Raw genomic sequence first — 20,564 nt, 5'->3', positions numbered from 1 at the left:
TAGGTGGTGGAACTATTGGGGATAAATCCAACCTATTTATTTAAAATAGCAACATTGCAGCATGAAATCGAACAAATTCATCAATTAAATTATGAAACATTTGTGGAAGAAATTCCACAGCATCAAGAAAATAAGGATAGATTGTTAATAGATGCTTATCATAAGCAGAATACTTATTTAATTGCATTAGTACATAATGAAGTGATTGGCATGTTAAGTGTTAATCATATAAGGCCTTTTTCTTTAGATAAAAAACTTGGCGATCTATCTGCCTATTTACCAATTAAACCAGAAAATTTATGTGAAGTTAGATTATTATCTGTAAAAAAAGAATATAGAAAAACAAAAGTATTTGTTGGATTAATGCAACTATTGTTAAAATATTGTCTGCAAAACAAATACGATGCTGCAGTAATCAGCGGCACATTAAATGAGTTAAAATTATACAAACATATGGGATTTACACCGTTTGCACACATTGTTGGAACGAAAACTGCTGCCTATCAGCCGATGTATGTAACAACGGAATGGTTTAAACAAAAAAGCAAGTTATTTACAAAGGAAGTTTCTTTCCTTCCAGGACCAGTTAAGGTGAATTCAAAAGTGATGCAGGCGTTTACTGATAACGTTATTTCCCACCGTGACCACCTTTTTTATAACAAAATGAAAAATGTTCAACAAAAGCTTTGTCAGCTAACGTCAGCCAAACATGTTCAAGTATTATTAGGTTCAGGCACATTAGCAAATGATTGTGTTGCCTCACAGCTTCAATTATTAAACGAAAAAGGACTTATTTTAAGCAATGGTGAATTTGGAGAAAGATTAATTTCACGTGCAGAAAGATTTCAATTACATTTTAATACAATAAAAAAAGAATGGGGACAATCGTTTACAGCAAAAGAAGTACAGGAGGCCCTTACGGAGGATATTAAATGGATTTGGTTCGTAAACTGTGAAACGTCGACGGGCATGTTAAACTCAATAGACGACCTTTCTACTTATTGCAGGCAGAATCATATGAAACTGATTGTAGATGGCATTAGTTCAATAGGAGCAATTCCTGTTGATTTAACAAATGTTTATTTTGCTACAGGTGTTAGTGGAAAAGGGATTGGCAGCATAACAGGTTTATCCTTTGTTTTTCATCATCATAAACTTAAAAGCAGCCATTCACTTCCTCCTTATCTTGATTTAGGAGAATATATGGAGAAAGAGAGTGTACCATATTCTCATTCATCACACTTAGTTTCGGCATTAGAAGAAAGTCTTCAAATTAAAGCGGAACAAAAGTTTTTCCAAGTGGAAAAAATGTATCAATATGTTTATGAATCTTTAATAGAAGAAGGCTTTCATGTAATCACTGAAAGTAAAAAAGCAGCATTCACGATTATTACTGTTCAAATAGATTCTGACCTATCAACAGAATTACTTGGAGATATGATGAAGCTGCAAGGATATGTTCTTCAATATGAAAGCAAGTATTTAATAAAACGCAATTGGATTCAAATAGCTACCATTGGAAATAATACAATCGATGAGACAAAACAAATGATGCGGGTGCTTTTCTGTATTTATCGTTATATGAAACAACATGAAAAAAACAAAAAAGAGGTACTATGGTAGAACAATATAGTGACACTATTTTCTTTGTGGTGAAAAAACCTTCAAGGAAGCTAGTGTCATTTTTTTTTGGTAAAGCCCTTTAAGTAAAGAGCAAGGGTTCTCAAAGTTACAGCTTGCTTTAAATAACTTGTTGTTATATTTTATATCATGCTGCATGATGTAAGTGAAAATAATTGTTTAAAATAGCTAATTTATGTTATTTTTATTAGATAATAAACCCAGTGACTTTTTTTTCTATCCGATATATTATTTGTATAAAAACCTGTGTTAGCTTTTGTAACATCGGATAGTTCGGAAAAAATTCGAATTTTTACAATTTAATTGAATGAATCATCATAAAATCTAATAAACTTGTTTAGTTGATAAGATGAAAATAATGGGAGGTGCGGAAATGTTTTCAGATAGTTACTCCGTTATTCAATCTATCGTAAATAGTAATTGTAGCAGTTATGTAGCAACCATTATTCATGTAGAGGGATCGGCTTATCGAAAAGAAGGAACGATGATGTTTTTTACGGAAGATGGGGAAGAAACGGGGTTGTTAAGTGGTGGTTGTGTAGAGCAAGATATTCTGGCCAGGGTGGAATCAAACACGGTTAATTCATGTCATTTAGTCTATGACCTTCGTTCGGATGATGATTTATCATGGGGACAGGGAGTAGGCTGTGATGGTAGTATTCATATTTTATTAGAACGTATTTCTGCTACAGTAAAAAATGACTATCACAAATTAAAGGATTTGTTAGATGGTAGAATAGCTGTTTCCCATATAAAAGTATTGGATCAAAACTTTCAGTTGCTTAATTCTCTTTTTATTACTGAAACTGGAGAAATATTTGGCACGAAGTTAAAGGATAGGATTGATTTCTCACCCTATGAAAATAATAAAATGATACATAATAAACAATTAGATTGTTATATTTACAAACAAGCATTTATTCCACCGCCGCGTTTAATCATTTATGGAGCAGGGCCCGATGTAAAACCACTGACCATGTATGCAAAAGGTGCTGGATTTCATATTTTATTAGCGGATTGGCGTTCGGGTTTATGCAATAAACAGCAATTTCCGAGTGTTGATGAAGTGATGATCGGCAATCCGATCGTTGCAATGGAAAAAATTCAACCATCAAAGGAAGATTACGTTCTTATTATGACACATAATTTTTCGAAGGATAAAGAATTAGTGAACTATTTATTAACAAAAAAACTGCGATTTTTAGGGTTATTAGGTTCAAAAAAACGTTCACAGCGACTTTTATTATCGAATACGATACCAGATTGGCTTCATTTTCCTATCGGTTTACCTATTAACGCGGAAGGACCAGATGAAATTGCTATCAGCATAGTAGCACAATTAATAGCAGAAAAAAATAAAAAAACGGCATGAAAATGTGTATTCAAAAAGGAATTAGTTAACCTGAGATCTTCGGGGGTTAGCAAGGGGCCTGCGCTTTTCTTAATATCCTCTAAAAAGAAGGTGAAATGTTTGTGATTGCGATTTACTTAGCAGCAGGAAAAAGCAGTCGAATGGGAGAAAAAAAACTGTCCTTGCCTATTCATCATGTTTCACTTGGAAGTATTGCGTTACGAACAATATTGTCGTCATTAATAGAGTATGTTTTAGTTATTGTGAACGAAAACGATTCTTTAAATTGGTTAAATAAAGATTTGATAAATGAACTAAAACGAGGTAGAGGGGAAATAATAGTTTGTTGCGAAGCAAAAAAAGGGCTGGGATATTCCCTTAAATGTGGGATAACAAAAGCGATGGAAATGAATGCTGAACAGGTGATCGTCTGCTTGGCGGATCAGCCGTTTATTAAAGAAACCATGCTTCATACACTACAAATGCAAGCTATGTCTGCAAATGATGATTATGTTGCAAGCAGTCATAAAGGTCTGATAAAACCTCCGATTATTTTTGCGGCAAAAACATTTCGAGAATTATTACAAATAAAAGGAGATTTTGGGGCGAAAAAAATAATCGCCAAAGGGTTATTGCAAGGTAAAAAAATTGAATTTTCAGATGAGTTGAATTTTGCTGATATAGATACAAAAGAAGATTATCAAAAATATCTTCCATTCATGATAGAAAAGTTGAATGGTGAGAGGGGTGGCTATAATGGAAACAGATTACTACCAAACGATTGTAGATATACCGATAACGCTCGTTAAAGCCAAAAAGGTATACGAATCGAATAGCATCTTAATTTCAGGCGGCACGTTATTACAGTTGAATTGGGAAGCTGGAATAGAACGACCCTCTCATCTAATTAGTATGGAGAAAATAATAGAACTAGCAGGAATAAAGGAAATTTCAGAAGCGGGCGTTCGATATTTAGAAATTGGTGCAGCAACTGTCCTTGCAGAATGCTGTAAGAACTCTTTAGTACTGGAACATGCCAAGGTGTTATCTGATGCTTGCAGCAAAATCGGTGCTCCAGCAGTTAGAAACAGAGGAACCATTGGTGGAAATATTTGTAGTGAAGTTGGCGATTCCATTCCTGCGTTATTAGTATTAGATGCCCAATTAAATATTTATAACGGTGAAAAACAGTATGTGGTTTCTATTAAAGAATGGCTGCAAACAAAAAAAGAAGCAAACATTTTAGAACTAATTACAACAATACGTATTCCGATACAAACACAAAAGGAAGGGGTTCATTATTTTTTTCAAAAACTTGGGAGAAGAGAAAGTTTTACTGCTGCAATTATATCGGTTTCTGGATATATAAAAAAGGCAAATGCAAAAATAGAAGAAGCAAGACTAGCAATTGGTGGTGGAGCTCATCAACCTGTTAGGTTAGAGTCTGCTGAAAAAATGCTGCTTCATAGAAATACTGGAAACTTAGATTTTGCCCCCATTTATCAAGCAATAGAAAATGGGTTTGTTTCTTATTCAGATCCTTTTGTCACAGAGCGATACCGCAGAAAAGTAGCAGCCAATATTTTTTTTGCACAATGTAAATCAATTTTTAATCAAGATTGATGATTAGGAAAAAAGGGGGCGAGGTTAGTTGGTATTAACGAAAGAGGGTGCTGGCTCGCGATGGAAAATAAGAAGAGATGGTAAAGGAAAAGTAACTGGTGAGTTAAAGTATTTAACCGATATGGCATTTCCTGATATGCTTTACGCAACTGTTTTGCGAAGTGAATATCCGTTTGCAACCATTCTTTCTATCGATACAACAGAGGCTGAAGTTTTGCCTGGTGTATTTTCAGTTATTACTCATAAAGATGTTCCGGGATTAAATGGTTTTGGCATCATCATTCCGGATCAACCAGTACTTTGTGACAAGAAAGTGAGATATGTTGGAGATGCTATTGCTGCAATAGCAGCCGTTTCAAAGGAAGTGGCAGAAAAAGCAGCCTCTCTTATTAAAGTTGAATATACGCCGTTAACACCTATCACCGACCCGGAAGAAAGCTTATTAGATACAACAAGTAAGCTGCATGAAAATGGTAACTTGCTTCATAAAGCCACTTATCAAAAAGGGGAAGATATAGAAGCAGCATTTTCAAAATGTACATGTATTGTCGAGGAAACGTATGACACGCCAAGGCAAATGCATGCTTATATGGAAACAGAAGGAGGCGTGGCGATCCCCGAAGAAAATGGAGGAATCACATTATACGCACCTACCCAGCATGGCTTTAAAGATCAAATGCAATTGGCAAGAATTTTAAATATGGATGCAGACAATATTCGCGTTATTTCAAGTCCTATAGGAGGTTCATTTGGCGGGAAAGATGAATTAAACATTCAGCCATATATATGTTTATTAGCGTTAAAAACTGGAAAGCCAGTGAAAATTCATCAATCCAGAAGAACTTCCATCAAAGCAGGATTAAAAAGACATCCAATGAAGATTACAATGAAAACAGGCGTCGATCAAGATGGAAAATTACTTGCACATAAGGTGAAAATTATTGCGGATACTGGAGCGTATGCCACGTTAGGTCCTGCTGTATTAGATTTTGCCGTTGAACATAGCACTGGCCCTTATATGATAGATATTGTAGATGTGGAAGGTTATTCCGTTTATACAAATAACGGTGTTTCAGGGGAATTCCGAGGTTTTGGCGGTAATCAAATCACCTTTGCGCTGGAAACACAAATAGAGCGATTAGCGGAAAAAATGAACCTGCTCAGCAGTGAAATTCGTTTAAAAAATATTCGCGGAACAAAAGATCTTGGCCCCGTAAACCAATTAATTGCGCCAACTGATGGTGCCAAACAAGTTCTCGAAAAAATCCTACAATCATCTGTATTAAAGAAAGAAACTGCTGCATCTAATCCATGGAAGTTATACGGAACAGGATATAGTATTACGATGCATGGAGGAGGTCTCGGATATAATAGATCAGACCCGTCAGGAGCAAGAATTTCTTTAAATAAGGAAGGGAAAATAGAAGTTGCATTCGGTTTTGAGGAATGTGGTCAAGGATTAATTTCGAGTATTGATATGATGATGACAGAAGCATTTAATTGTTCTTCTGAAGATATTGACATTATAATTGGCGATACCTCAAAAGTTCCCCATTCAGGTTCATCAACTGCATCAAGAGCGACAAATATGGCATGGCATGGAATTCGCCGATTAAAGGGAGCATGGATTGAAAAAGTATTGCAGGATGTTTCCAGTATTAAAAATGTTAATAAAGAAGATTTATCTGTCGGTGTTGGGGGTGTTTGGTATAAAAAAAATAGTGAATCAGAACAAAAAATGGTGCTTTCCTACAAAGAATTAGCGCTTACTTTAGATGAATTGCCAGTTGTTGCGGCGGATTATCACTTTCCAACCACCCCAACCAGTATTGACGGAGGACATTTTTTATATTCCTTTGCTGGTGTTGCAACTGCAGTTGAAGTAGATATATTAACGGGAAGAGTAAATGTGACAAAAATGGATCATGTCATCTCTGCAGGACCAATTGTTAATCCGATGGGCTACTTAGGACAAATAGAAGGCGGCGCCAATATGGCGCTAGGTTTTACATTGTTTGAAGATGCTACAATGGAAAACGGTCGTTATATGACAGAAAATCTTGACTCGTATTTGGTTCCAACTATAGTAGATATTCCAACAGAAACAAATGTGATTGCAATCGAATCACTTGTAGATGGAGATGAATATGGACCTAGAGGAGTTGGTGAAATAGGCTCTGTAGCAGTCGCCCCGGCAATCGTTGCAGCCATTCATGATGCAACAGGACATTGGGTTAATAAGTTACCAATTCATTCAGAAGAGCTGTTGGATATTGTTTCCAATCATTTGTTTACGAAAGAACAAACCAAACGTTTATAGTGTAGAGCGGAGGGAAATGGATGGAAACGAAAAATTCAGTAACGAAAACAGTGCGGGTGAAAATTAACGGTGTGTTAGAGGAATTACATGTCCCTCCAACTTATAGATTAGTAGATATACTAAGGATGGAATTACAATTAACCGGTACAAAAGTCTCCTGTGAAGTGGGAAGATGCGGGGCTTGTTCTGTAATTATGAATGGTAAATTAGTGAATAGCTGTCTTGTCATGGCTTATCAGTTAGAAGAAGCAGTTATCCAAACGATTGAAAGTGTTTCAACCGAAACACTTCATCCTATTCAAGAAGCGTTTTTAAAAGGAGGTGCCCTACAATGCGGATATTGTACACCTGGTATGATTATGGCTTTAAAAACATTAATAGATGAAAAAAACAAACCAAGCCGTGAAGAAGTTTTGCAAGCTTTATCAGGAAATTTATGCCGTTGTACAGGATATGAAGGAATTCTACGGGCAGTGGATTTACTCGAAGAAAAATAGACAAGAAAAATAACATATTGGAATGGAAGTGGCGTATTGTATACATTAGAACAAATAAATAAGATGGATCAAACGGAGTTTATTAAAGAGATAGGATGGGTATTCGAACATACCCCTTGGATTGCCAAAAAATCTTGGGGTTTTAAACCATTTAATAATTTCGAAGCTTTGTACGATACAATGGTAAATGTTGTGAAAGAAGCAGCAAAGGAAGATCAGTTAGATTTAATTCGTGCACATCCTGACTTAGCTGGTCGAATCCAAATGACAGAGTCTTCCGTGAAAGAACAAAAGGGAGCAGGCCTAGATACATTAACGGAAGAAGAGTATAACAATTTTGCAAATTTAAATAAAGCTTATTTAGATAAATTTAGTTTTCCATTTATTTTAGCAGTAAAAGGGCATACAAAAGACTCCATTTACAGTGAAATGGAAACAAGATTAAATCAAGAGCCGGACCAAGAATTTCAAACAGCTTTAGCTCAAATTCAGAAGATTGTATTATTCCGGTTGCAGGATCTAATTATTGAAAAAACAGAAACGATTTCTTAAATAGGATGTTCAAAAAGGTATGAATTGAAAGACACGAATCTTTTCGTTGGATTGCTTCTAATTTGTCACTTATTTGAAAACAATCTTAATAAATAGTTAGCATTACCATTGTATACAATTGTATGATATTAATAGAATAGGAGATTCAAATGAAAACAGGGATTACAACACATATTCTTGATTTAGTAAATGGAAAACCAGCAAGCGATATTAAAGTGGAACTATGGAAATGGGAAGGAGATAATAAAAAAGTCTTTATAGCAGAAGGCAAAACAAACGATGACGGCAGAGTGGATACGGTTTTATTGGAAACAGTTGAAACAGGAGAGTATGAATTGCTTTTTTTGATTGAAGATTATTATCAAAAGTTTTCGAATGATGAACAAAAACAACCATTTCTAAAAACCATTCCGATCCGTTTTTATGCAAGGAGTGAAGAAAAACATTACCATATTCCGCTGCTTCTCTCTGCTTGGGGATACCAGACATATCGCGGCAGCTGACGATGTGTTTTTGAAAGGAAATGGGACAAGTTTATATTTTTATCATTTTAAATGAAACGTTCTTAATTTATTTCATACAAACGTGTTAACAATAGGCAAAAAGGAAGGGAGCTTTTTATGGAAAAATATGATTTAATTATTCGAAATGGATCTGTAGTAAAAGAAAAGGAAGTTGTAAAAGAAGATATCGGGGTATTAAATGGGAAAATTGTCACTTTATCTGAACTTCCAGATGAAATAGAGGCGAAACAAACGATTGATGCCACGGGATTACATATATTTCCAGGTTTGATAGATTCCCATGTTCATTTTAATGAACCTGGGAGAACAGAATGGGAAGGATTTGAAACGGGCAGCAAAAGTCTCGCAGCCGGTGGTGTTACTCTTTTTTTTGATATGCCATTAAACAGTCATCCACCTACGACGACAAAAAGTGCATTTGAGCTAAAAAATACAATCGCAGAAGAAAAATCAATCGTTGATTATCGATTGTGGGGAGGGGTAGTACCTGGTAATGCAGATGACTTAGAAGCGTTAATGCAATCAGGTGTTATTGGATTTAAAGCATTTATGTCAAACAGTGGAATTGAAGATTTTAAAAGCTCCGATGATCAAACCCTTTATACAGCAATGGAGAAAATTGCGGCATTCGATGGCATATTAGCTGTCCATGCAGAAAGTGACGTGATTACGTCCCATTTAGGAAAATTAACAGCGGAAGCAAACGATAATCGAGCTGCATCTTTTTCTTCTTCAAGGCCCATCTATTCAGAAGTGGAAGCTGTGCAAAGAATTCTTGCGTATGCAGAAGCAACGAAATGTAAACTGCATATTGTACATATAAGCAGTACTAAAGTGTTAGAACCGATTTTAGCTGCTAAACAAAAAGGGATTGACGTGACAGTAGAAACATGTCCACATTATTTATCATTAACAATCGAGGACTTAGAATCATTAGGTGCGGTTGCTAAATGTGCTCCGCCATTACGGGATCAAACGGAAATAGAAGCATTGTGGGAAGCAGTAAAAAATGGTGAAATTGATACGATTGCTTCGGATCACTCCCCATCACCAGCTTTTATGAAGGAAGGGAGCTTTTTAGAAGCATGGGGTGGAATTTCTGGCTGCCAATCTACCTTTAATATTTTATTAGAAGAAGGATACTGGAAAAGACAAGTATCTCTTCCTCAATTAGCGAATGTATTTTCTTTAAATCCTGCAAAACGATTTGGATTAGAAGAGCAGAAAGGCAGCATTTTTGTAAACAAGGACGCTGATTTCGTATTGGTTGATTTAGAAGAAGCGTTTATTTTAAATAAGGAAGATTTATTATATCGGAATAAACAAAGTCCTTATGTTGGCAGAGAGTTTAGAGGGAAAATAAAACAAACGATTATTGCAGGTGCGGTTGTATACGAGGATTAAGGTAAATAGATTCAGCACGCTGAATCTATAGGGAACCGGTAATGAATTACCATTAAATTAAATGAAGAAATAAAATGAGGCTCGAAAAAAGTCTATCCCATAAAGTATATGTTATGGGTGACTTCTTTTTCAGGCTTCATTTATTTTATAAACAAAAAATTTTACGCATCCAAATGATATTACTTTTAAAATAAACTCTGTTAAACGATAATGTTGTTTATAGGAAGAGAATCTGTAAGACTCCTGCGGAAAAACGGGTTGAACTAGACCCGCAGAGAAACGAGCGAGGAGGCTTGAAAGTATGTCCATGGAAAGGGAGTGCATTCCCTGACCTTTTGATAATCAATAATGGTATTTTAAAATAAAGGCTGTTTTTTAAAAGTTTGTTGTTATTGAATAAAATAATAAACATGGATGAAGCACTGAGCAGCCTGAATACACGTAGACTCCTGCGGAAAAAGCGAGAAAGACGAGACCCCACAGGAGCATAGCGACGAGGAGGCTCGGCACTCGTCCGGAAAGCGAAGTGTATTCAGGCTGCGGGGTAAATAACAGTAATCTATACGAAAAGAGTGGAAATAAAAGATAACCTTAAAGAGAATCAAAAGCTTTTTATTGCTGATCTCAACTAAGATTTTTTTCATATCCTCATTTACAGCAGCTGTGCATATTCTCTATAATAGAGTAGGATTATGTCTTGTGTTTTGTGGAGTGAACATATGTTGGGAGTTATGCAAAATGGACAGTTTAAATATACAGTTTTTATATTCCATTATTATTATTGGTTTAGGCTATTGTTTTAAAAGATGGAATATATTAAAAGAAAAAGATGGGGAAGCAATTGCTCGAGTTATTTTTAATATTACATTACCTTGTCTAATCATTTATACCTTTCATAATATTAAAATGGAACTCTCATTGATTATGTTAGTCATATTAGGGCTTTTGTATGGCATGCTCGTTGCTGTTATCGGATTATATTTATTTAGAAAAGAAACAAGACATGATAAAGGGATGCTTAGCATGCTTATTCCTGGATTTAATATTGGATTATTTGCATTTCCATTAGTGGAAGGAATTTGGGGACAAGCAGGGCTTAAGTATTTTGGCATGTTTGATGTAGGAAATGCTTTTATCATATTTGGTTTAAATTATTTAATTGGCAGCTATTATTCAAAAGAAGGGGAAGTTTTAGATTTTAAGCATATTGTTAACAAACTGAGGAAATCTATTCCTTTAATGACATATTTTATTATATTTATTGTTAATTTAAGTGGGCTGCACTTACCTGATACAGCTGTTGAAGTTGCGGGGATTATTGGAAAAGCAAATATGTCATTATCCTTATTATTATTAGGAATTTATTTGAATTTTTCCTTTGAGAAAAGTTATTGGAGAGGGATTGGAAAAGTATTAGGATTAAGATATGGAGTAGGACTTATAGTAGGTGTTTTAGGCTTTTATTTATTGCCTGTAGAAGATATGTTTCGTTATACTGTACTAATTGCCCTTATACTTCCAATGGCATCTGCTGCTTTACCATATAGTATAGAATTCAAATATAATCAGCGTTTTGTTGGGACCGCTGCGAATATATCGATATTATTAAGTTTTGTGTTATTATGGGTTATCGGAAATATGCTTGTTTAATTGAAGAACAGGAAAAATTAGCGCTCGTATAGTGACGTACAATTAGTACGAGTCTTTATACGGGCGCTTCCGCTTTTTCTCGATCCAGCTTCGACGTACAGGATGTACAAGTGCCGATGTTGCCACAGGACGTGGCGTTCTTAATCGGCCAGCGCCTAGCCCCTGTGAAAGATAACCTCTTGACTCTAAAAGTAAAAGACACTTTTGAGTCAAGAGAACATTTTTCTTCGGGGCTGAGCAAGGCGCTTCCGCATTTCTTATTAAGGTGAATAAAAATTCTCTGTGTAGTATGGTTGAGAATTAGCGTTAAATGCGACACCAATTCCTAAATAGTTAAAACTTTTTTGTAAAATATTTTTCCGATGGCCAGGTGAATTCATTAAGCCTTCATGAGCAAATATACTGCTGTATTGTCCGTAAGCAAGGTTTTCACCAGCTGTATGGTATCGGATGCCATCTTCAAGCATGCGGTCAAATGGAGATTCTTCTTCTAAATTAGTATGATCAAAATAGTTGTTTACGGCCATATCTTTACTATGCTTACGGGCTGTTTCTTTCACATGGTCATCCCATTTTAATGGTGATAATCCATTATTTACTCTGCTGGCATTGGTTAAATCAAACAATTGGTACTCAAAACCGACTTGTAAATCAGACGAGCTTTTTGTATAAAAATCATTTCGTTTTTCTTCCAGTCCTTCAGCAATTATTTGCATAGCCGTAACAGTGTTAGCTTCTTCTTTATCAAAAAACACGGTAACATATTCCTTATCTAATAAAAACATTTCATAATCTCGATCAGCAGGAAGCTTATAATAAACAAATCCCTTTTGTAATTCGGTTAAGGGCTTTCCTAACGTTTTTAATACGGAACTTTTACTCGTACCTTTTTGAATTCCTATTTTCGAAGCGATTAGATCCTGATTCGTATATAACGCTGTTACAGATTGCTGTTCATCATATGCAACCATTACATAATGTTGATAGTTTTGGTGATATACATACCAATCAATTCCGTATTCATTTCTACTATGACGTTTCGCTTCGCCTAATTGATTTTCTACAGATGCTTTTTTATCCCCAATTTGAATATTATAGATGGAAAAAGTATGTTTGGTTGGTGCTGTTAAATTTGGCTGTTCCAGTTTTTTTTGTTCTTTTTCAACATTCCAATCTGGCAATGTATTCTGTGCTTCTTGAAAAAGTGTTTTTGCCTTACTCCATTCCTCTTGTACATCATGATAAAAAGAAGTAATAGAATCTTGATTCACTTCCGTTTTTAGACGATCTATTGTATTTGAAAAGGAAACTGAACCATTTTTCCCTTGTATATATTGATAACATGCATACACGATAAAAACAAAAAAGAAAAGCTTTATCCATGTTTTCACTTTTTTAACTCCTCCTTTTTAAAAGGATAACCATATTTTAATGTAGGCATAAGTGTTTCCTTTTTTTTAGTATAACAAAAGAAAAACTGTAAATCATGCTTAGGGAATTTTAGACTATGTAGAGTAATATGGTTTCCATTTTGATCTATAAATGCAATCATAATGTTACGAATATGTAATCTCGTTATTATTGTAATCCCCTTCATTTAACTGTTATACTGACATTAATGAAAGAGAAAAGCGCTTTAAATGGTTTTGCTATGCATGACAAAGCACTAAAGGAGGCTTCATATGCATTTAGTAACAGCCGATATTGATGAAATATTACAAGCGACAGTTGAGATAGGAAACAGCCGTATTAATTGGGATTTTATCATAATAGAAATAGATGAATTGTTGGAAAACACGAAAAGCTGGAACTAGAAAATTGTATTGTAAAAAAAGACTGCATTCGTAATCAATTTTTTACGTATTGTAAGTCTTTTTTTTGTTTAACGCTCTGTTATATTTCATTGTTGATTTATAAATGGTCAGGGAATCCACTCGCTTTCCGTGAATTAACTTATAAGCCTCCTCGCTCACTCAGCGAGCGATAAGTTTCAGAAAAGCCCTTTTAACAGTGCTTATTTACAGGGTAGACACCTATGCAACAAAATTTGCACCATGGCACATGGAAAGAAGCAGTCTCCACATTTATAGCGCAGAGCAGCGTGAATACACGAAGACTCCTGCGCTCGCCCGCGGAAAGCGTAGTGTATTCACGCTGCGGAACTTCTTTTCAGGGTAGCTTTGTTTAAAAAAGGATTTTTGCTTCGAATAGCGAAATATAAAATGGAATGATCTAGTGTATGAAGGATTATGGATATATTTTATTTCATAAAAAAATTAGGATAAAATAAATATTGGCACTTCGATCATCTTTTTCAAAAGATCATGAAATTTTCCTTCATCTTTTTCAAAGTTGCGTTATAATAAATAGAAAAATAATATGAATATAAGGAGAAATCAACGTGAGTGAACAAACTATTACCGTAACATTAGCTTCAGAAAAAAAAACAAAACCAGATCCTGCTAATTTGGAATTTGGTAAAAATTTTACCGATCATATGTTTATGATGGATTATTCAGTAGATCAAGGATGGCATAATGCACAAATTCTTCCATATCAGCCAATTTCTTTAGATCCTGCTTCTGTTATTTTCCACTATGGTCAAACAGTTTTTGAAGGATTAAAAGCTTATTTAACAAAAGAAGGAAAAGTATTATTATTTAGACCGGACAAAAATATGGAGCGTTTGAACAAATCAAATGATCGTTTATGTATTCCGGAAATTGATGAAGAGTTTGCATTAACAGCACTTAAACAATTAATTAATGTGGATAAAGACTGGATTCCAACAGGAGAAGGAACTTCACTTTACATAAGACCATTTATCATTTCTACTCAGCCATACTTAGGGGTTGCAGCCTCTACAAGTTATAAATTTATGATTATTCTATCTCCAGTAGGTTCTTATTATAAAGAAGGAGTTAAACCAGTTAAAATATTTGTTGAAAATGAATATGTTCGTGCAGTTTCTGGGGGAACTGGTTCTGCCAAAACAGCTGGAAACTATGCAGCGAGTTTAAAAGCTCAACAAATTGCTTCAGAAAAAGGATATTCCCAAGTTTTATGGCTAGACGGTGTAGAGAAAAAATACATTGAAGAAGTAGGGGCAATGAATGTTTTCTTTAAAATCAACGGAGAAATTGTTACACCTATTTTAAATGGCAGTATTTTAGAGGGTGTAACAAGAAGAAGTATTATCGAATTATTAAAACATTGGAATATTCCTGTTGCAGAAAGAAAAATTACAGTGGAAGAAATTTTCGAAGCACATAAAAACGGAGAATTAGAAGAAGCATTTGGAACAGGTACTGCTGCTGTTATATCTCCTATTGGTGAATTCTTCTGGAATGAAAACGTGATTGTTGTAAATAATGGAGAAACTGGAGAACTTGCTAAGAAATTATATGATACTATTACAAATATCCAAAATGGGAAAGAAGAAGATCCATTTAGCTGGACTGTAGAAGTTTAAAACACTTCGTTTAACAGGAAACAATAATAGTATGAAAGAGGCAATCTGCAGATTGCCTCTTTTTTAATAGATAAGAAAGTATAAAATTTTCAACTTAGACGAGTGTCTAGCTCCAGCTCCTAGCTCTTGTGAAAAATAACCCTTTGCCTCTGAAAGTAAAAAGCACTTTCTGAGTCAAATGAACATTTTTCTTCAGAGCTGAACAAGGCGCTTCCGCTTTTCTTTTTTATTTTGAAGCATTTTGAGTTAAAATAAATTTTTCGACTACTTTTGCTACACCGTCATTATTGTTAGTATCTGTTGTATAGTCAGCGATTTTTTTTATATCTTCTGGAGCATTGCCCATTGCAACACCAAGTCCAGCAAATTCAATCATGGCTAAGTCATTATAGCTGTCTCCAATAGCGATTACTTCGTCGCGAGTAATCCCTAATTTATTAATTAATAACTCAAGACTTGTTCCTTTCGTAACTCCCTTTTCGGTGAATTCCAGAAAATACGGCTTTGAGCGCATAACACTTAGTTTATGTTGTAATTCGTCTTGTAGTAAACTTTCCACCTTTTTTAAATGTTCTTCTTCTTTTACCATTAATACTTTTACTACTGGTTCTTGAATACTTTCTACAAAGTTTGATACTTGCGTAATAGGAAGTCCAGTTAATTGAGACTCAATTTCTGTAAAAGGATTATTTTCTTCTGTTACAATGCTGTCGCCTACATACGTATGGATCCACACATTTTCCCTTTTACTTATTTCAAAAAGGTTATGAACTGTTTCGGGGGGAAGAGTGCTGCTAAACATCTCTTCATTTGTATGACAATTGGTTATTTTTGCACCATTAAACGATAAGATAAAACTTCCATATTTAGCTAAATCTAAATCTATTGCACTTTGTACGATTGCAAAAGTAGGTCTGCCGGAAGCAAGCACTACTTTTACACCTAATTCCTGTGCATCCATCAACGCTTTTTTGGTTACTTCTGATATAGTGTGATCATCTTGTAATAACGTATCGTCCATATCTAAAACAATCATTTTATAAGCCATTTAGTATCTCCTCGCAATCTACGTTCTATTCGAAATCACCCTCATTATAAATGAATATATCACTATCCGTAAATATTAGTATGAAAATAAAAAACAGAAAAAATCAATAAAGGGAATAATTTCTGTGAAAAAGTATTTGAATTATCAGAAAATTATTGTTATACTATAAAAAAGAAAAGGGGTTGATTCAAATGGAAAAGTATTTATTAAATGCTCCACAACAGTCTGTAGGAAATGTAATGGATTCTTTATTTGCTGAAATGGTATTAGAAAAAGCCCTTTATGAGTTCCGTAAAACAACTATTGAGAAACAAATTGATGCTACACTCATTAAAGGTGACAAAAAAGAATTTATGCGCCTTTCCAATGAATTAAATGAGTTATTGGCATCATAAATCTTATTCAAACCATTTAATAATAACTACTAAAATTAATAGTATTCGTATAATATTCATAATCAGAATAGGTTGCCAGCCTTCTATCGTAAAAAACAATAAAAAAGACACCAATTTAATTGGTGTCTTTTTACGTATTGAGGCAATAAACAGTGCTCCACATTGCACTTTCATGTTTATTGACTTATTCAATAGAGCTCATCGCAAAAATAAATATAGCATATTCTTAGATAGAACACAATAAATGTTATAAAAAAATTAAATTAATTGACTAACTTTGATCATTCGACTAAGATGACAGTACTTTCATTTTATCTAACATTAACTCGCATTTCACCGTAAAGGTAGAAACAGCATAATATAACATTATTGAGACAAAAACTAATCGAATTCTTGCGGTGGGGAATCTGTAAAATTGTTTAGATCTTAGAATAATATAGTTTATCCTTATCAGTTAGTAATAAAAATCTATAAGGGAGACAGGTCCTTTGAAAAAATATGATGTTCTTGCACAAACAATTTACTACCATTTTTTTAATAAAAAGTATGCAGAGGCAAAAAAACATAAAGACTTAGAACTAATCGGCAAAGGGAGAAGTGCCTTCGTATTTAAAATCAAACATACTGATTTGGTAATCAAAGTGTTTTTTAATAAATATAAACACTTAGCTAAAACAGAGGGAGAGATATATGAAACAGTCAAAGGCATCCCTTTTTTTCCTCAAATTCACGAGATCGGTGAAAATTATATCGTAATTGATTATATAAAAGGGAAAACATTATTTGATTGTTTAATAGAAGGCATTATTATTACAGAACCGCATATAAAAGAGGCTGATAAAGCTATTTTATTATCGAAGCAAAAAGGGTTGAACCCTTCGGATATTCATTTAAAAAATATTATTTTAACAAAAAGAAATGAGATTAAAATCATTGATTTAGCTCGTTTTAGACAAGTGAAAAAATGTACCCAATGGAGTGATTTAAAAAAAGCTTATTATAAATTATATCAAAAACGCTTTTTTCCGAAAAAAGTTAGCAAATATATTTTGCACATTATTCGAATATTATATAAAAAGCAATTATTAAAAGTATTTGTTTAATGGATGATCATTTTTTTAAAGGAAATGATGGTTCTATTAAAGGAGGAGTAGTAATGGTAAGTTATAAAAATCGACAAGAGGTATTGGAACAGGAAAAATGGAATTTGCAGGATATATATGAAAATGAAACATTGTGGGAAGGAGATTATAAGCTAGTAGAAGAAAAAATTATCGAAATTGGCCAATATAATGATCAAATAACAGATGCAGCTAAACTGTTTTCCTATTTAAAACTTGCAGAAGAAATTGGAGCTATTTACAAAAAATTATATTGTTATAGTATGCTATTGTTAGATCAAGATACAAGAAATACTCATGCGCAAAAGCTGTTGGATAAAGCGAGACAGCTTGGACAAAAATGGAGTAGTGCTACATCATTTTTTATGCCTTTTTTATTAAGTATGGAAGAAGAAGTATTAAAACAATACATAAAAGAAGTGAAAGAATTACAATATTTTGAAAAAAACTTGTTGGAGTCATTCTCTTATAAAAAACATGTGTTAAGCAAAGAAAAAGAAGAAATACTTGCTGCGCTTGGAGAATCATTATCCGTTCCAAGCCAAATATTTGGCATGATCAATAATGCTGATATAAAATTTGGTACTGTTACGAATGAAGAAGGACAAATGGTGGAGCTTACAAGAGGAATGTATGCAAAACTGATGGAAAATGATGATAGAGAAAAAAGGAAAGAGGCATATAAAGCCTACTATCAACCGTATATTACGCTAAAAAATACAATTGCTACTACATTTGCTTCGGCAGTAAAAAATAATGTGAAAACGTCAAAAATAAGAAATTATCCGTCTGCTTTAGAAAAAAGCTTGTTTTCTGACAGAATTCCAAAAGAAGTGTATGAAAATCTTATTGCCGCAACAAGAAAAAATTTACCGTATATGAATGAATATATGCAATACCGTAAAAATAAGTTAGGGTTAGACGAGCTCCGTCCATATGATTTAAGTGTACCATTGGTGAAAGACGCTGCAAAGGAAAAGATAGCTTATGATAAAGCCTACGATATGATGATGGAAGCGTTAAAACCGCTCGGTGAAGATTATATAAAAATATTAAAATCATTTAAGGAGAAACGCTATTTAGATGTTCGGGAAACACCGGGGAAACGGTCTGGCGCGTATAATTTAGGCTTATATGGTGTGCATCCATTTATTTTATTAAACCATCGTGACGATTTAGACAGTTTATTTACATTAGCACATGAATGCGGCCATGCGATGCATTCTTATTACAGCAGTAAATATCAACCGCAGATCACAGCAGGCTATAGTATCTTTGTAGCAGAGGTGGCCTCTACGGTAAATGAAGTGTTGTTGATTCGTTATTTATTAAAGGTGGAAACAGATGCTAACAAAAGAGAGCATTTGTTAAACCATTTTATTGATAGTTTTAAAGGCACTTTTTTTACTCAAGTAATGTTTAGTGAATTTGAAAAAACTGTACATGAAAAAGCAGAATCAGGGGAAGCATTAACACTTGATCTGTTTAATAAAACGTATGAAGAGCTATTTAAAGCATATAATGGCGATGACCTTGTGGTCGAAGAAGAAGTGAAATATGGCTGGTCAAGAATACCTCATTTTTATCGTCCTTTTTATGTCTATAAATACGCAACCGGTTTTGCAGCAGCGATTACAATTGCGGATAAATTGCTGTTGGGGAACGAGAAAGATAGACTGGAATATTTACAATTTCTAAAAAGCGGAAGTTCGGAGTTCCCTTTAGAATTATTAAAAAGAACAGGTGTGGATTTAACAACACAAGAACCAATTGACCACGCATTATCGATTTTTCATTCACTCGTGCAAGAAGTGATTGCAGATGACAAAATGCTATCTTTAAAATGACACGAAATTTGAGGATGTCTATTAACTAGACATCCTTTTTATATGGTAAGAAAGCTGAAATTTTCTGAAGTCCGATAGGTGTTCAGCTTAGGGGCTGACCAAGACGCTTCCGCTTTTCTAGTATTATTGATACTTTTCTAATATAGAAAAGAAGTCAATGACAAATTTATAAAATGTTTGCACGGAAGGAGGCAGTTCTCGATTTTTCGGAATAATAATACCTACTGTTCGGTTAATAACAGGATCTTCTATTGGAATCTTCACTGTAAATTTAGGAACAGTATCATAGAATGTACTCTCTGGAAGCAGAGTCACGCCCATTCCCGCAGATACTAAGCCTTTAATGGCATCTAAATCTTCTCCTTCTGAGCTTATATTAGGCAAAAAGCCCTCTTGTTTACATGCATCAATCGCAATTTTTTGTAAAATATAGCCTTTCGGGAACAGAACAAAAGGATCATTTCTTAAATCACGTATGCGTAAACTTCGTCTTTCTGATAAAATATGATTACTAGGTATTAATGCTAGTATCCGTTCGATAAACAGGATATTTCCTTCAATTGTGAAATCATCTGTTGGTACTGGACCTAAGAATGCAAGATCAATCTCCCGATTTTTGACTGCTTCAATTAGAAAACTGTAAGAGCCTTGTCTTAATTGAAAAGCAATATGAGGATGTTTTTCTTTAAATGCAGATAGAACAGTTGGCAGCAAATGACTTGCTAAACTAGTTGGAAAGCCAATTTTGATAGATCCTCTATCTGGATCTAAATAGGCGTCTACTTGTTCGATTGCAAGATCAACTGCCTTGATAATAGCTAACGCATGGTTTAAAAAGGTTTTTCCAATTGAGGTTAATTTAACATTTCTGCCTTCTCTTTCAAAAAGTTGAACACCTAGTTCGTCTTCTAAATTGGCAATTTGTCTGCTTATTGCCGATTGGGCCACATGTAAATGTTCAGCAGCTTCTGAAACATGTTCTCTTTCTGCAACTTCGATAAAATATTTTAGTTGTCTAAGTTCCATTTTTTTGTAATCCTCTCCATTCATATCAAAATTAGATTACTTCTATCCAAATAATATATTGTATATATGAATTTGCATAGTATAATTGGGTTA

18 protein-coding genes are annotated in these 20,564 nt (G+C 34.1%); 15 read left to right on the top strand and 3 right to left on the bottom strand.

Features of this window, described 5'->3' with window-relative positions; genetic code table 11:
* Positions 1-15 precede the first annotated feature (15 nt).
* From ACTYA4_RS01390 to ACTYA4_RS01345, 10 genes are all read left to right on the top strand, one after another.
* Positions 16-1,623, top strand: coding sequence for an aminotransferase class V-fold PLP-dependent enzyme (locus tag ACTYA4_RS01390; protein ID WP_443479738.1), 1,608 nt, complete (start codon positions 16-18; stop codon positions 1,621-1,623).
* A 391-nt stretch (positions 1,624-2,014) separates the two neighbouring features.
* Positions 2,015-3,013, top strand: coding sequence for an XdhC family protein (locus ACTYA4_RS01385; protein ID WP_443479737.1), 999 nt, complete (start codon positions 2,015-2,017; stop codon positions 3,011-3,013).
* 101 nt (positions 3,014-3,114) lie between these two features.
* A complete protein-coding gene (locus tag ACTYA4_RS01380; protein ID WP_443479736.1) occupies positions 3,115-3,801 on the top strand; it encodes an NTP transferase domain-containing protein in 687 nt (228 codons plus the stop codon).
* A complete protein-coding gene (locus ACTYA4_RS01375) occupies positions 3,749-4,615 on the top strand; it encodes an FAD binding domain-containing protein (RefSeq protein WP_443479735.1) in 867 nt (288 codons plus the stop codon). Before ACTYA4_RS01380 ends, ACTYA4_RS01375 begins: the two co-directional genes overlap by 53 nt.
* Positions 4,616-4,643: 28 nt before the next feature.
* Positions 4,644-6,935: a xanthine dehydrogenase subunit D gene (pucD, locus tag ACTYA4_RS01370; protein WP_443479734.1), complete on the top strand. Its 2,292-nt coding sequence runs from the start codon at positions 4,644-4,646 to the stop codon at positions 6,933-6,935.
* Between the two features lie 20 nt (positions 6,936-6,955).
* Complete coding sequence (locus tag ACTYA4_RS01365) at positions 6,956-7,432, top strand: (2Fe-2S)-binding protein (RefSeq protein ID WP_443479733.1); 477 nt, start codon at positions 6,956-6,958, stop codon at positions 7,430-7,432.
* A 36-nt stretch (positions 7,433-7,468) separates the two neighbouring features.
* Positions 7,469-7,984, top strand: coding sequence for a 2-oxo-4-hydroxy-4-carboxy-5-ureidoimidazoline decarboxylase (gene uraD, locus ACTYA4_RS01360; protein ID WP_443479732.1), 516 nt, complete (start codon positions 7,469-7,471; stop codon positions 7,982-7,984).
* A gap of 149 nt (positions 7,985-8,133) precedes the next feature.
* On the top strand, positions 8,134-8,487 hold the full coding sequence (gene uraH / locus ACTYA4_RS01355; protein WP_443479731.1) for a hydroxyisourate hydrolase: 354 nt from the start codon (positions 8,134-8,136) through the stop codon (positions 8,485-8,487).
* A gap of 117 nt (positions 8,488-8,604) precedes the next feature.
* Positions 8,605-9,912: an allantoinase AllB gene (gene allB, locus ACTYA4_RS01350; protein ID WP_443479730.1), complete on the top strand. Its 1,308-nt coding sequence runs from the start codon at positions 8,605-8,607 to the stop codon at positions 9,910-9,912.
* A 738-nt stretch (positions 9,913-10,650) separates the two neighbouring features.
* A complete protein-coding gene (locus ACTYA4_RS01345; RefSeq protein ID WP_443479729.1) occupies positions 10,651-11,562 on the top strand; it encodes an AEC family transporter in 912 nt (303 codons plus the stop codon).
* A gap of 260 nt (positions 11,563-11,822) precedes the next feature.
* On the opposite strand, the gene ACTYA4_RS01340 is transcribed toward ACTYA4_RS01345, so the two are convergent.
* Positions 11,823-12,953 carry a CAP domain-containing protein gene (locus tag ACTYA4_RS01340; protein ID WP_443479728.1) on the bottom strand — a complete coding sequence of 377 codons (1,131 nt, stop codon included), beginning with the start codon at positions 12,951-12,953 and terminating at the stop codon, positions 11,823-11,825.
* A gap of 291 nt (positions 12,954-13,244) precedes the next feature.
* Here ACTYA4_RS01340 and ACTYA4_RS01335 point away from each other — a divergent pair, with 291 nt between their 5' ends.
* Both ACTYA4_RS01335 and ACTYA4_RS01330 read left to right on the top strand, forming a co-directional pair.
* Positions 13,245-13,376 carry a hypothetical protein gene (locus tag ACTYA4_RS01335; protein WP_443479727.1) on the top strand — a complete coding sequence of 44 codons (132 nt, stop codon included), beginning with the start codon at positions 13,245-13,247 and terminating at the stop codon, positions 13,374-13,376.
* A 587-nt stretch (positions 13,377-13,963) separates the two neighbouring features.
* Positions 13,964-15,034 carry a branched-chain amino acid aminotransferase gene (locus ACTYA4_RS01330; protein WP_443479726.1) on the top strand — a complete coding sequence of 357 codons (1,071 nt, stop codon included), beginning with the start codon at positions 13,964-13,966 and terminating at the stop codon, positions 15,032-15,034.
* A gap of 226 nt (positions 15,035-15,260) precedes the next feature.
* On the opposite strand, the gene ACTYA4_RS01325 is transcribed toward ACTYA4_RS01330, so the two are convergent.
* Complete coding sequence (locus ACTYA4_RS01325) at positions 15,261-16,082, bottom strand: Cof-type HAD-IIB family hydrolase (RefSeq protein WP_443479725.1); 822 nt, start codon at positions 16,080-16,082, stop codon at positions 15,261-15,263.
* Between the two features lie 191 nt (positions 16,083-16,273).
* Here ACTYA4_RS01325 and ACTYA4_RS01320 point away from each other — a divergent pair, with 191 nt between their 5' ends.
* From ACTYA4_RS01320 to pepF, 3 genes are all read left to right on the top strand, one after another.
* Positions 16,274-16,477 (top strand): IDEAL domain-containing protein, encoded by a 204-nt coding sequence (locus ACTYA4_RS01320; RefSeq protein ID WP_443479724.1) that lies wholly within the window; start codon positions 16,274-16,276, stop codon positions 16,475-16,477.
* A gap of 488 nt (positions 16,478-16,965) precedes the next feature.
* Positions 16,966-17,580: a protein kinase family protein gene (locus tag ACTYA4_RS01315; protein WP_443479722.1), complete on the top strand. Its 615-nt coding sequence runs from the start codon at positions 16,966-16,968 to the stop codon at positions 17,578-17,580.
* 53 nt (positions 17,581-17,633) lie between these two features.
* A complete protein-coding gene (gene pepF / locus ACTYA4_RS01310; RefSeq protein WP_443479721.1) occupies positions 17,634-19,445 on the top strand; it encodes an oligoendopeptidase F in 1,812 nt (603 codons plus the stop codon).
* A 123-nt stretch (positions 19,446-19,568) separates the two neighbouring features.
* On the opposite strand, the gene gltC is transcribed toward pepF, so the two are convergent.
* Positions 19,569-20,471, bottom strand: a complete 903-nt coding sequence (gene gltC, locus ACTYA4_RS01305; protein ID WP_443479720.1) for a glutamate biosynthesis transcriptional regulator GltC — start codon at positions 20,469-20,471, stop codon at positions 19,569-19,571.
* Positions 20,472-20,564: the final 93 nt, after the last annotated feature.

The sequence above is a fragment of the Niallia yueguangensis genome (assembly GCF_052663115.1).
Note: the sequence above shows the minus strand (reverse complement) of the source record. Positions and strands in the feature narration are given on the sequence as shown.

What these genes read in the sequence shown, in the direction of transcription:
- ACTYA4_RS01385 (WP_443479737.1), top strand. Translation starts at nt 2,015, where the DNA reads ATGTTTTCAGATAGTTACTCCGTTATTCAATCTATCGTAAATAGTAAT.
- ACTYA4_RS01375 (WP_443479735.1), top strand. Translation starts at nt 3,749, where the DNA reads ATGGAAACAGATTACTACCAAACGATTGTAGATATACCGATAACGCTC.
- ACTYA4_RS01365 (WP_443479733.1), top strand. Translation starts at nt 6,956, where the DNA reads ATGGAAACGAAAAATTCAGTAACGAAAACAGTGCGGGTGAAAATTAAC.
- uraH (WP_443479731.1), top strand. Translation starts at nt 8,134, where the DNA reads ATGAAAACAGGGATTACAACACATATTCTTGATTTAGTAAATGGAAAA.
- allB (WP_443479730.1), top strand. Translation starts at nt 8,605, where the DNA reads ATGGAAAAATATGATTTAATTATTCGAAATGGATCTGTAGTAAAAGAA.
- ACTYA4_RS01345 (WP_443479729.1), top strand. Translation starts at nt 10,651, where the DNA reads ATGGACAGTTTAAATATACAGTTTTTATATTCCATTATTATTATTGGT.
- ACTYA4_RS01335 (WP_443479727.1), top strand. Translation starts at nt 13,245, where the DNA reads ATGCATTTAGTAACAGCCGATATTGATGAAATATTACAAGCGACAGTT.
- ACTYA4_RS01325 (WP_443479725.1), bottom strand. Translation starts at nt 16,082, where the DNA reads ATGGCTTATAAAATGATTGTTTTAGATATGGACGATACGTTATTACAA.
- ACTYA4_RS01320 (WP_443479724.1), top strand. Translation starts at nt 16,274, where the DNA reads ATGGAAAAGTATTTATTAAATGCTCCACAACAGTCTGTAGGAAATGTA.
- pepF (WP_443479721.1), top strand. Translation starts at nt 17,634, where the DNA reads ATGGTAAGTTATAAAAATCGACAAGAGGTATTGGAACAGGAAAAATGG.
- gltC (WP_443479720.1), bottom strand. Translation starts at nt 20,471, where the DNA reads ATGGAACTTAGACAACTAAAATATTTTATCGAAGTTGCAGAAAGAGAA.